Raw genomic sequence first — 11,449 nt, 5'->3', positions numbered from 1 at the left:
ATGACCAACCCGTTCGAGGACCAGGACGGCACCTTCCTCGTGCTCGTCAACGACGAGAACCAGCACTCGCTGTGGCCGCAGTTCGCGGACGTCCCCGACGGCTGGAACGTCGCCCACGGACCCGACACCCACGCCGCCTGCCTGGAGTACGTCGAGCGGTCCTGGACCGACATGCGGCCCAAGAGCCTCGCCGACGCCATGAACGCCCAGCAGTAGCGCGGCTCGCAGTGAACCTGACCGATACCGCCGACGAGGCCCGCGACAGCGCGGGCCTCGCCCGGTCCGACGACCTCGCCGCGGCCCTGCTCACGCCCGAGGCCCGCCGGGACCCGTACCCGTTCTACGCCCGCATGCGCCGCGAGGACCCGGTCCACCGCAGTGCCCAGGGCATCTGGTACCTCACCCGGTACGCCGACGTCGAGGCGGCACTGGGCGACCTGCGGCTCTCCAACGACCGCGACAGGATGACCCGCGCCTACAGCGCGCTCGGCGGCGACCTCAAGGCCTTCAGCCGGCTCACCGACCGGCTCGGCCGGGTGATGAGCAACACCGACCCGCCGGACCACGCCCGACTGCGCAAGCTGGCCAACCGGGCCTTCACCGCCCGGCGCGTCGAAGCCCTGCGCGACGGCATCCAGCGGATCGTCGACCGGCTCATCGACGAGGCGGTCGCCGCCGGGCCGACCATGGACCTGATCGAGGCGGTCGCCTCCCCGCTGCCGCTGTCCGTCGTCTGCGAGCTCTTCGCCATCCCGCCCGAGGACCTCCCGCAGGTCAAGACCTGGTTCCAGCGCTTCGGCCGGCTGAGCGAGGACATCGACAAGTCGGAGGCGGCGATCGAGCAGTACGAGGAGTACCTCGCCCGGCTCGTCCGTCGGCGCCGGGCCGACCCCGGCGACGACCTCATCAGCGCCCTGGTCGCCACCCAGGCCCAGGACGACCGGCTCACCGACTCCGAACTGCTGTCCACGTGCTTCGTCCTGATCACCGCCGGCGACGAGACCACCACCCACCTGGTCGGCAACGGCATGCTCGCCCTGCTGCGCCACCCCGGCCAACTGGCCCGGCTGCGCGCCGATCCGGCACTGCTCCGCACCGCCGTCGAGGAACTCGCCCGCTACGACACGCCGACCCAGGCGATCGTCCGGGTCGCCGCCGAGGACATCGAGATCGGCGGGCGGACGCTGCGCGAGGGCGAGCTGGCCTACCTGTTCCTCGCCGCGACCAACCGGGATCCCGAGCGCTTCGAGGACCCTGACCAGCTCGACCTGACCCGCCCCGGCAACCGGCACCTCAGCTTCGGCAACGGCCCGCACTTCTGCCTCGGCGGAGCGCTGGCCAGGCTCCAGGCGGAGGTGGCCGTCGGCACGCTGGTCCGCCGGCTCCCGCACCTGCGGCTGGCCGACGGCGCGGCCCTCGACTGGCGGCCCAACCCGCTGCAACGGCGGCTCACCGCGCTGCCGCTCGCCCACTGACCCATGAACGACGACGAAGGAGAAGCGACCATGGCCCGAGAGCTAGAGGTCCGCCGGGAACAGGATCTGCCCGCCACGCCCGAACAGGTCTGGGACGCGGTCGCCACCGGCGCCGGCAACCTCGGCTGGCTGTACCCGATGGAGGTCGAGCCACGCGTCGGCGGAAAGGCCACGCGCGGCGACAGCACCGTCGTGGCGTGGGAGCCGCCGCACCACTTCGCGGTTCGCGCGACCCAGGACGGCGGGTTCTCCAACACGCTCACCTACCGCATCGAGCCGGCCGACGGCGGCACGAGCCACCTGCGGATGGGAATCCACTGGGTGCACACGGGCGTCGTCGACGACACCTGGAACTGGGACACCAAGGCGGACGCGGCCGAGAAACACGTCGACTTCTACCAGCACTCCCTCCCCGAGTACCTGAGGCACTTCGCCGGCCGCCCCGCCGTCTACGTCAAGGCCGCCCGTGACGAGTGCACCGAAGACCCCGCCGACTTCGCCGCCCTGCGCCGGCGCCTCGGCCTCGACGACGACGCGGCCGTCGGCGACCGGCGCTCGCTCGACCTCCCGGGTACGGACGGCGGCTCGACGGAGGTGGTCGTGGACTGGCTGAGCCCCGACTTCGTCGGCCTGCGGGGCCCGGACGCGCTGTACCGGTTCTTCAACGGCAGTTCCTGGAACTGGCCGATCTGGCTCGGCCACCACCTGTTCGCCGAGAACGCGGACGAACAGCGGGCCGTCAAGGCCTGGAACATCTGGCTCAACGGCGCCTGACCCGTCGCCCGACACAACCGAGGGGCCCCTGGTGGAAACACTGCTCTACGCCGCCGAACTCGTTCATGAGGACGGCACCTACAAGCTCGTCGTGCAGGACGTGGTGCGGGACACGGTCCAGGTCACCACTGTCCCCAAGTCCGCGGTGGACAAGCTCCCGGTCTTCCTGTCGGTGCTGAGTTCCAAGCTCGGCTCCGCACCTGCGCGCGGTCGCCGGTAGCCCCTTTCCCGATGTCACGGGGCCGGCGGTGACGTCAGCCCATGACGGTCCGAGAGGTGGCACCTTCGGCCAGGGGCCGTCTGCGGGAGAAGGCTCCCAGGTCGACGACGACGCCGGTGTGTTCCCCCGTGTACCGCAGCGGATCACGGTCGTGGTCGTGGCCGGCCTCGACACGGTCGACCAGGGTGGCGAGGAACCGGCCTGCCAGGGGAGCGTTCTTGAACTGGTTGCCGCTCGTGCCCATGGCGACGTAGAAGCCGGCCAGGTCGGTGCGGTCGTAGATGGGGGACCAGTCGTCGGCGGCGTCGTAGACACCGGCGATGCCGGTCGGCCGATTCGGAACGCCGAGGAGCGGGAATCGGCGTGCGGCCCTGGTCACCTGGGTCTCGAACCGGGCGGGTGTCGGGTGCGGGTTGCACGCGTCGGGATCGTCGAGCCAGTCCCTGGGGTCGCAGGCGGGCAGCGTACTGCCGATGAGGAGGTGTTCGCCCCAGGGGCGCAGATAGGTCCCGAGGTCGACATCGGCCACGATCAGGCCGGACGTGCTCCCGGTGCCGCCCTGGCCCGAGACGGTCCCGTCGCCCTGAGAGTGCGGCGCGGCCACCTGATGCACCTCCTGGCGCAGCGGGCGCACCCCGACGGTGAACTCGGCCCCGACCCCGGCCGTCCGGTTGAACCCGCCCGACCAGGGGCCGGCGGCGTTGACCACCACCGGCGCCGTGATCGCGGTGCCGTCGGTGAGCCGGACACCCGCCACCCGGTCCTCGCCGCGCAGCACACCGACGACCGCGCGCCGGAAGAGGAAACGCACCCCGATGCGGGCCGCCGCGTCCGCGAGATTCTGTGCCGCGAGCCGGGCATCGTCGACGAAGCCGGCGTCAGGGGTGAACAGCGCGCCGAGTTCTCCTTGCGGGCCGGCGAAGAAGGCGTCGTCGAGCAGGGACCTGGGAGGCCCGTAGCGTCCCGCGTCGATACCCGGGATCCGGCTGCGCAGCGTCGCGGCGTCCCAGCGCTCGTACGGCACACCGGCACGCTCGAACAGCGCGATGACCTCCGACGTCCCGGAGCCCGGTGGGTCCAGGAGTACCGCTCCGGTCCGCCGGAACGCCGCCAGACCAGGGCCCCGCACGGTGCCCAGGTGCTCCGCCCATCGTGCCCAGCAGTGCTGGGACTCCCATGCGGTGGCGACACCGTCCCAGGTCGAGTAGTTGAAACGGATGATCGCGCTCGACGCGCTGGTGGACCCGTGGCCGACACCGCCGGACTTGTCGACGACCACCACGCGCCGGCCGGTGCGCGCCAGTTCCAGTGCCACCGCGGCACCGATCACACCGGCCCCCACGACGACCGCGTCCGCGCCGGACGCAGGCGCGTCCGCTTCCCTTTCCGTCATGACGGCAGGTCCTCGGTGCGGTACGGGAAGTGGCAGGCGGCGCGATGCGGCTGACCGGCCGCGTCCTGCTGCGGGTCCTGTGCGGCGCAGATGTCCCGCCCGGAATGCCGGCCCGGTCCGACGGGGCAGCGCGGATGGAAGCGGCATCCGGTCGGCGGCGACGCGGGATCGGGCACCTCGCCGGCGAGAAGCGGTTCCCCCGTCGGGCGTCTTTCGGCGCGCAGACTCGGCACGGCGGACAGAAGCGTTCGGGTGTAGGGATGCCGTGGGGCGCGCAGCAGGCTCTCGGTGGAGGCGATCTCCACGATCCGGCCGAGGTACATCACGGCGACGGCGTCCGACACGTGACGGACAGCGGCGAGGTCATGGCTGATGAACAGCATGGCGAAGCCCATGCGCCGCTGCAGTTCCCGGAGCATGGTGAGCAGTGCCGCCCGGACCGACACGTCGAGAGCCGAGGTGACCTCGTCGGCGATGAGCACCGCCGGATCGACGGCGAGCGCGCGGGCGACGGCGACGCGTTGGCGCTGGCCGCCCGAGAGCTGCCGCGGCAGCCGGTCGGCGCAGCCGGCGTCGAGTCCGACCAGTTCCAGCAGTCCGCCGACGCGTTGCTCGCGACTGCGGCGGTCCAGCCGGACGAAGGCCCCGGCCGATTCGGCGATCGACTGCCGGACCGTCATACGCGGATCCAGTGCCGTGTCCGGGTCCTGGAACACCAGTTGGACCTGTTGCCCCAGCCGGCGCCGGTCGGCCGCCCGGCGCCCACCGGACTCCCGACCCCCGACGGTGATCCGTCCGGCGCACAGGGGGGCCAGCCCGACGACCGCTCGTGCCAGAGTGGATTTCCCCGACCCGGACTCGCCCACCAGGCCGACCGTCGTGCCCTGGGGAACGTCCAGCGACACGCCGTCCACCGCCGTGATCGGCCCGAGCGGTCCGTGATGGCGAACGGTGACGTCGTACAGCGCCAGCCCCGACCCTGTCCTCACTTCTGCGCCTCCTCGGTCTCCCGCCGATCGCGGGGCGGTGCCGCGGGCAGCGGCTGCCAGCAGGCGACCTCGTGCCCCGGGCCGAGCGGCGACAACACCGGGCTCTGCGTCGCGCACCGGTCCAGCCGATGCGGGCAGCGGTCGTGGAAGGGGCAGCCCGGGGTCGCACCGTACGGATCGGGCGGCCCTGCCTCGATGGTGCTCAGCGGACGGTCACGCTCCGAGGCCAGGTCCGGGACCGAGGCGACGAGCATCCGCGTGTACGGATGCCGTGCCCCGGACGCCAGTTCGCGGGCGGGAAGGTTCTCCACGATCATTCCCCCGTACATGACCAGAACCCGGTCACAGGCATCGGCCACCAAGGCGATGTCGTGGCTGATGAAGAGGATCGCCGTGGCGTCGTCGTGCCGGATCCGGCGGAGCAGGTCCATGATCTGCCGCTGCACGGTGACGTCCAGGGCTGTGGTCGGTTCGTCCGCGATGAGGAGGGCGGGACGCATCATCGAAGCCATGGCGATCGCCACTCGCTGGCGTTGACCGCCGGAGAGCTGGAAGGGGCGGGACCGGAGCAACCGGCGTCCGGCGGGCAGCGCGACCCGCTCAAGCCGGGCCAGCGCCTGCTCGACGGCCTCGGCACGGGGGGTGCCACGGTGTGCGCGCACGGCCTCCGTCATCTGCGTTCCGATGCGCAGCGACGGGTTGAAGGCCGAGGCCGGGTTCTGGAAGACCAACGCCATTCCCGTCGCCAGCTGCCTGCGTCGCTCCTCGCGAGTCGACGACCCGACGTCCGTGCCGAGGAACCGGTGGGTACCCCAGCTCGCGCGGGCGCCGTCCGGCAGCAGATCGGCGATCGCGAGCGCCGTCAGCGACTTGCCGGAGCCGGACTCGCCGACCAGGCCGACCATCTCACCACGCCGCAGGACGAGGGTGACACCGCGGACGGGCCGCACCACCCCGTCCGCGGTGGGAAGAACGACCCGCAGATCTTCCACCTCCAGCACATGGTCCACGGATGCCGGTCGGTCGGCGCGCACCGGGTGCGCCACCGGCTCTTCCCCCGGATGCGGGCGGGCCTGCCGTGCGGCGGCTCCGGCCAGCATCTCGCCGAGCAGCTGGAACGCGACGGCGGCGTAGACGATGGCGATGCCGGGCGCCACGGCGGGCAGCGGTTCGGTGTAGATGCGGTCCAGCCCCTGGCTGAGCAGGAGTCCCCAGTCGTACGACGGGGGCCGCACCCCCAGTCCGAGGAAGCTCAGTCCCGACAGAGCCACGAGCGCGGAGCCCGCGGCGACCGTGGTGTTGAGCATCAGCGGTTCGGCGATGTGGGGCAGGACATGGCGCAGCAGGAGCCGGTGGCGGCGCAGGCCCAGCACGCGCGCCGCGGCCATGAAGTCGGTCCCGGCCACCTGGGCGGCAAGGGTCTGCGTGATCCGTGCGAAGCCCGGTGCGGAGGCGACGGTCAGTGCGAGGACCGCACCGCCCGCGCCCGCCCCGAAAAGAGCCGCGAAAAACATCGCGACGAGGAGCGCGGGGAAGGCCAGCAGAAGGTTGATCAGAGCCCCCAGCAGGCGGGCGGCGCGCCCGCCCACCACGGCGGTGAGCGCGCCGAGCGTGATGCCGGCGGCCGCCCCGAGGAGCGTGGCCGCGACGGCCGGCAGCAGGGAGGGCCAGGTCGCCGAGAGCAGCCGGGCGAGCAGGTCGCGCCCGAGACGGTCCGTGCCGAGGAGATGACCTGTGGAGGGCCCGCGCAGTACCGCCGACGGGTCCGGCCGGTCGGCCTGCCGCCCCCACAGCACCGCCCCGGCGACGGCCAGTACGGCGAGCGACCCGAGCATCACCAGGGTGATCACGCCCATGGGGGTGGCCCAGCCCGACCGGGACGCGCGAGACCGGCCGCTGGTGGCACACGGCGAGGACGGGGAAGAGGAGGTGAGCGCCATCGGATCACGTCTTCCGGATGACCGATCGGGGGTCGAGCAGCGCGAGGGCCAGATCGACCAGGAAGTTCACCGCGAGGACCGACGAGCCGAGTACCAGAACCGATGCCTCGACGACCGCGTAGTCCTGCGCGACCACGGCCTGTGCCATCGCCGAACCCATGCCCGGCCAGGCGAACACCTTCTCGACCAGGACGGTCCCCGCGATCAGGGCCGGCAACAGGTTCCCGGCGAACGTGAGCGACGCGGTCAGCGCGTTCGGCGCCACATGGCACAGGTGGAGCCGGACGGCGGGCAGCCGTTTCGCACGGGTGGCACGGACATGGTCAGCAGCGAGGACCTTGAGCGTCTCCACCCGTACGATCCGCGACAGGACCGCGGTCGGAGCGAGCGCCAGCGCGAGTACGGGCAGCACATAGGACCGGGGACCGAGGTCGCCGGCGACGGGAAGGATGCGCAGGCCGACCGCCAGGCCCGCGGTGAGACCCGTCGCGAGGACGAAGTCCGGCACGCCCGCAAGGACCGAGGTGGTGGCGGTGAACGCCAGTTCCGCCCGTGGGCGTCGCCCCCCGTGTGTCCACACCGCGGCGAGCAGGCCCCCTGGGAGGGCGACGACGAGTACGCAGACGAAGGCCAGGACGGCGAGCAGCAAGGTGGCCGGCAGGCGTGCCCTGACCATTTCCGCCACCGGCTCGCCGGTCACCAGCGAGACCCCGAGGTCGCCGCGGACCAGCCGCGGCAGATGCTGCCAGTACTGTTCCGGCAGGCTACGGTCCAGACCGAGTTCGTGCCGCTTCGCCGCCACCAGGTCCGGCGGGGCGTCCACGCCCAGCGCGGCCCGGACCGGGTCCCCGGGGATCAGCCGGATCATCGCGAAGGAAGCGGTGACGACAATGAAGAGCGAGACGACCAGCCGTGCCGCGCGCCGGCAGCAGAACACCACCCACGGGCGGTGCCGGGCCGGGGCACCGAGCCGCGCGGACACGGTTGTCATGGCAAACCTCCTCGACCGGCGGGCGCGCTGCGCGTCCGCCGCGGCTATCTGTGCAGGCGGATGCTGGTCGGCAGGATCCGGCCGCCGGGTGCGAGGGCGAAGGTCGTCCGGTAGCCGTACACCGTGCTCGTGCCGTCGGCGACCGGCAGCGCGTCGGCCGAGCGCAGAAGCGTCTCAGCGGCCCTGTTCCAGTCCGCACAGCTGGCCGAGCCCGGCGAACGCAGGGCTCGGGCGACGAAACGGTCGTAGGCGGGGTTGCCGACATGCGCGAAGTTCAGTTCTCCCGACGACGGCGGGCCGGAGAAGTACGGGACGAGCTGCGCGGGCAGTTGCGGCCCCGGCGAGCTGCCGACCACGACGTCGAAGTCGCCGCTTCCGTACATGGCTTGGACCACCGCGTTGCGGCTCTCGCCGACGAGGTCGACGTCCACGCCCAGCGCCTGCCACGTCACGGCCATCAGTTCGGCGACCGACGGAAGGGTGGAGCCGAAGTCCGCGCTGCTGAGCAGCCGCAGGCGCAGCGGCCGGCCCTGCTTGACCAGCCTGCCGCGCGCGTTCTTCGTCCAGCCCGCGGCGCCCAGGGCTCGCACGGCGCCGTGCGACGGCAGGTTCCCCGTGGCCGCGTCGGCGTAGCAGAAGGAGTTCGGGGCGGTGAGATGGCGCGCGGGCGTACCCTCTCCACCGATCGCCACATTGGCGAGGCCCTTGCGGTCCAGGGCGCCCACCAGCGCCCGGCGCAGCGCAGGATCGCTCAAGGGCCGGTCGGAGCGCTCGTTGAAGAAGGTCAGCCCCACCACGGTCGGCACCTGGGCGGTTGCCAGACCGTGACCGGTCAGCCGGGCGCGGTCCGGGCCGGTCACCATGGCGATGTTCACTCCGCCCGTGAGCAGCAGATTCGCCACGGTGGACTCCTGCGGAACCACCGTCACCACGATCCGTTCCGGCTGCCCCGGAACCGCGTTGCCGGCTCCGCGTGGCCCCCACGCGTACCCCTTGCGCCGTGTGAAGAGGTACGGACCGCCAGAGGCGTAGCCGCTCAGCACATACGGGCCGGTGCCCTGCGATCTCCTGTCCAGCGCGCCGGGATCCGCCAGTCCGGCGGGACAGACGACGGGCAGGAGACCGATCGTCCGCACGATGAAGCTGTACGGCGACGCCGTCCGCACCGACACCGTCCGCGTCGCGTCGTCGGCCGACACCGTGAACGGCACACCGGGCAGGGCGGTTTGGGCACCGATGAGCCGGTTGCGGGGATCGCCGGCATACCGCAGCGACCGAGCCACCCCGGACGCCGTCAGGGCCGTGCCGTCGGAGCAGGTCACACCCCTGCGCAGGGTGAAAGTCGCCGAAGTGACCCCGGCCTGCCAGTTCTCGGCCAGACCGGACACCACACGCCCGTCCCGCGCCACATCGACCAATGAGTCGTAGGCATAAGCAGCGAGCGACAGGCCGAACTGCGAGTACGGGTTGAAGCTCGGGGTCTCGGAGGCGGCGGCGATCGTGACGGTGCCGCCCACGACCACAGGAGTGCGCGTCGACGACACGTTGCCGTCGCAACCGGCCAGCACGGCCGACACGACGACGGCGACCGCCGCCAGGACGGACCGCGCCCTTGGAGAGGACACGGTTCGGCGGCGCATGGCGCTTATCGTGCCACCGCGATCGACGGCGCCGGTCCCGCTTTCCCGGGCCGCACGCGAACACGCCGGACAATTTCCCCCGTCCGAGTGAGGCCGCCCGACGCGCGGTCCGCAGTCCTGTTGCTGACGCTGCGTCACATCGAGCCGCAGACTGGCGTCATGGTCATCAATCCAGGGCAACCCCCGGACGACACGACGGCGCGAGAGATCGACCGGCTCGCGACCTCGTACTGGGACTTCCTGCTCGCACGCGAGCCGTCGCTGCGCATGCGCCGCGGGCTGCCGGTCGACTCGCTGCCGGGAGTGTCCGCGGCGGAGGCCGACGAGCGCGCCGGGTTCGCGGCAGGGGTGCTGAGCCGACTGGGTGCGCTGCGACCGGCGGAGCTGTCCGGCCCCGCCGCCGACACGGCGGGCTTCCTTCGGGCACTGGCCGAACAGGAAGCGGAGGCGGGACGTTTCCACTGGCTCACCCCCACCGCCACGCCGTACCAGCTGTTCCGCCTCCAGCAGTACGGCGACACCGTCTTCCGCCCGTTCCGCTTCGGGCATCGGGCCGACGCGGACCGGTACGTGACCCTGGTACGGGACCTGGCCCGCTGTGTCGTGACGATCGGCGACAAGGTCGCCGGGCAGGCGGCGCGGGGCTTTCGCATCCCCGCTCCGGCCCTGGCCGGCGTCCACACCACACTCACCCGTCTGCGGGAGTCGGCGGCACGGTACGTCCGGGTGGACGCCGGGCGGCTCAGCCGGCTCGGCACGGCGAACCGGGGGCACCTGAGCGAGACGGTGGAGCGGCTCGTGGCCGGCGAACTGGAGCCGGCGTTCGACCGCCTCATCGCCCTCGTGGGCGACCCGGACTACCTCCGGCAGGCCCCGCAGGCCGTCGGCTGGGCCCGCTACCCGGAAGGCGAGGCGGCGTATCGGGCCTTCGTCAGGACGTACACATCCGGCGACACACCACCCGAACGCCTCCACGAACTCGGCCTGGAGCACTGCCGCGAACTCGGCGAGCGGATGCGGGAGATGCGCGACACGCTCGGCTTCACGGGGACCGAGGCGGAGTTCAACGAACGGCTCACCACCGAGCCGCGCCTGTACGCCGCCACCCCGGAGGAGGTCGAAGCCCGCTACCGCGGACACCTCGACCGCCTCATGCCACTGTTGCCGCGTTGGTTCGCGGTCCTGCCCCGCGCCCCCTATGGTGTGGCCCGCCTCGACCCGGCGCTCGAGGAGTCGATGACGTTCGGCTACTACGAACCGCCGACCGCCGCGCGAGCGGTGGGGCGCTATCACTACAACGCCTCGGACCTGGCCCATCGGTCGCTGCTCGGCGCAGCCGCGCTCATCTACCACGAGCTGTCGCCCGGACATCACTTCCACCTCGCCCGCCAGGCCGAGAACACCGCGCTGCCCGACCTGCGACGCGAACTGGCGGCCTTCAGCGGGTTCGAGGAGGGCTGGGCGGAGTACGCGGCCGGGCTCGCCTGGGAGATGGGGCTGTACGAGGACCCGTGGGACGCGTACGGACGACTGGCTCAGGAACGGTTCACCGCGCAGCGCCTCGTCATCGACACCGGCCTCAACCTCGGGACGATGACACTGGAGGAGGCGCGCACCTTCATGCGTGCCCACGCGGCAGCCGAGTCCGAAGGGCAGATCACGACCGAGTTACTGCGCTACGCGACCGATCTGCCGGGGCAGGCGCTGACCTACCGGGCGGGTTACGCGGAGTTCACGGCACTGCGGGCAGCGTGCGAACGAGGCGCCGGCGCGGCGTTCGACGTGCGCGCCTTTCACGAGACCGTGCTGGCCGGCGGCACACTGCCTTTTCCCGCCCTGCGCCGACGGGTGGAGAGGGAACTGCACGGGGCGTCCGGGGCGTCCGGGGCGTCGGGTTCCGGCTGGTAACGGCTTGAACAGACTTCCAGGAAGCCCGCTCCACTCGAACGAGTGAAGGTCATGGGCAATTCTTAGCCGTTTGCCCGACCTCGGATACTCTCTGTGATGGAGGGTGCGGGTCCGTTCAC

The 11,449-nt window shown here is 72.0% G+C and carries 10 protein-coding genes; 5 read left to right on the top strand and 5 right to left on the bottom strand.

Going from position 1 to position 11,449, the window contains the following annotated elements:
• The 4 genes from ACGFYV_RS04965 to ACGFYV_RS04950 are packed head-to-tail and all read left to right on the top strand — an operon-like array spanning position 1 to position 2,469.
• Positions 1–216 carry an MbtH family protein gene (locus tag ACGFYV_RS04965; protein WP_393876940.1) on the top strand — a complete coding sequence of 72 codons (216 nt, stop codon included), beginning with the start codon at positions 1–3 and terminating at the stop codon, positions 214–216.
• 11 nt (positions 217–227) lie between these two features.
• Positions 228–1,475: a cytochrome P450 gene (locus tag ACGFYV_RS04960; protein WP_393876939.1), complete on the top strand. Its 1,248-nt coding sequence runs from the start codon at positions 228–230 to the stop codon at positions 1,473–1,475.
• A gap of 30 nt (positions 1,476–1,505) precedes the next feature.
• Positions 1,506–2,249, top strand: coding sequence for an SRPBCC family protein (locus ACGFYV_RS04955; protein ID WP_393876938.1), 744 nt, complete (start codon positions 1,506–1,508; stop codon positions 2,247–2,249).
• A 31-nt stretch (positions 2,250–2,280) separates the two neighbouring features.
• Entirely contained in the window at positions 2,281–2,469 is a 189-nt protein-coding gene (locus tag ACGFYV_RS04950; protein ID WP_393876937.1) for a hypothetical protein, read from the top strand.
• A 34-nt stretch (positions 2,470–2,503) separates the two neighbouring features.
• Here ACGFYV_RS04950 and ACGFYV_RS04945 read toward each other — a convergent pair whose 3' ends face one another.
• The 5 genes from ACGFYV_RS04945 to ACGFYV_RS04925 form a co-directional block, all read right to left on the bottom strand.
• Positions 2,504–3,862 (bottom strand): NAD(P)/FAD-dependent oxidoreductase, encoded by a 1,359-nt coding sequence (locus ACGFYV_RS04945; RefSeq protein WP_393876936.1) that lies wholly within the window; start codon positions 3,860–3,862, stop codon positions 2,504–2,506.
• Positions 3,859–4,851 carry an oligopeptide/dipeptide ABC transporter ATP-binding protein gene (locus ACGFYV_RS04940; RefSeq protein ID WP_393876935.1) on the bottom strand — a complete coding sequence of 331 codons (993 nt, stop codon included), beginning with the start codon at positions 4,849–4,851 and terminating at the stop codon, positions 3,859–3,861. The genes ACGFYV_RS04945 and ACGFYV_RS04940 overlap by 4 nt, the downstream gene beginning before the upstream one ends.
• Positions 4,848–6,707 (bottom strand): dipeptide/oligopeptide/nickel ABC transporter permease/ATP-binding protein, encoded by a 1,860-nt coding sequence (locus ACGFYV_RS04935; RefSeq protein WP_393876934.1) that lies wholly within the window; start codon positions 6,705–6,707, stop codon positions 4,848–4,850. The genes ACGFYV_RS04940 and ACGFYV_RS04935 overlap by 4 nt, the downstream gene beginning before the upstream one ends.
• 88 nt (positions 6,708–6,795) lie before the next feature.
• A complete protein-coding gene (locus tag ACGFYV_RS04930; protein WP_393876933.1) occupies positions 6,796–7,782 on the bottom strand; it encodes an ABC transporter permease in 987 nt (328 codons plus the stop codon).
• A gap of 44 nt (positions 7,783–7,826) precedes the next feature.
• Positions 7,827–9,422, bottom strand: a complete 1,596-nt coding sequence (locus ACGFYV_RS04925; RefSeq protein ID WP_393876932.1) for an ABC transporter substrate-binding protein — start codon at positions 9,420–9,422, stop codon at positions 7,827–7,829.
• Between the two features lie 159 nt (positions 9,423–9,581).
• Here ACGFYV_RS04925 and ACGFYV_RS04920 point away from each other — a divergent pair, with 159 nt between their 5' ends.
• The gene (locus ACGFYV_RS04920; protein WP_393876931.1) at positions 9,582–11,330 is read left to right on the top strand and encodes a DUF885 domain-containing protein; all 1,749 of its coding nucleotides are present in this window, start codon (positions 9,582–9,584) and stop codon (positions 11,328–11,330) included.
• Positions 11,331–11,449: the final 119 nt, after the last annotated feature.

This window comes from Streptomyces sp. NPDC048297, assembly GCF_043201585.1.
Classification (GTDB): Bacteria; Actinomycetota; Actinomycetes; order Streptomycetales; family Streptomycetaceae; genus Streptomyces.
The sequence above is the reverse complement of the archived record's forward strand: the minus strand, read 5'-3'. Positions and strand labels throughout refer to the sequence as shown.

Bases quoted from the DNA above. Each gene is read 5' to 3' on its own strand.
- ACGFYV_RS04925 (WP_393876932.1), bottom strand. From the start codon at position 9,422: ATGCGCCGCCGAACCGTGTCCTCTCCAAGGGCGCGGTCCGTCCTGGCG.
- ACGFYV_RS04930 (WP_393876933.1), bottom strand. From the start codon at position 7,782: ATGACAACCGTGTCCGCGCGGCTCGGTGCCCCGGCCCGGCACCGCCCG.
- ACGFYV_RS04965 (WP_393876940.1), top strand. From the start codon at position 1: ATGACCAACCCGTTCGAGGACCAGGACGGCACCTTCCTCGTGCTCGTC.
- ACGFYV_RS04920 (WP_393876931.1), top strand. From the start codon at position 9,582: ATGGTCATCAATCCAGGGCAACCCCCGGACGACACGACGGCGCGAGAG.
- ACGFYV_RS04935 (WP_393876934.1), bottom strand. From the start codon at position 6,707: ATGGGCGTGATCACCCTGGTGATGCTCGGGTCGCTCGCCGTACTGGCC.
- ACGFYV_RS04945 (WP_393876936.1), bottom strand. From the start codon at position 3,862: ATGACGGAAAGGGAAGCGGACGCGCCTGCGTCCGGCGCGGACGCGGTC.
- ACGFYV_RS04955 (WP_393876938.1), top strand. From the start codon at position 1,506: ATGGCCCGAGAGCTAGAGGTCCGCCGGGAACAGGATCTGCCCGCCACG.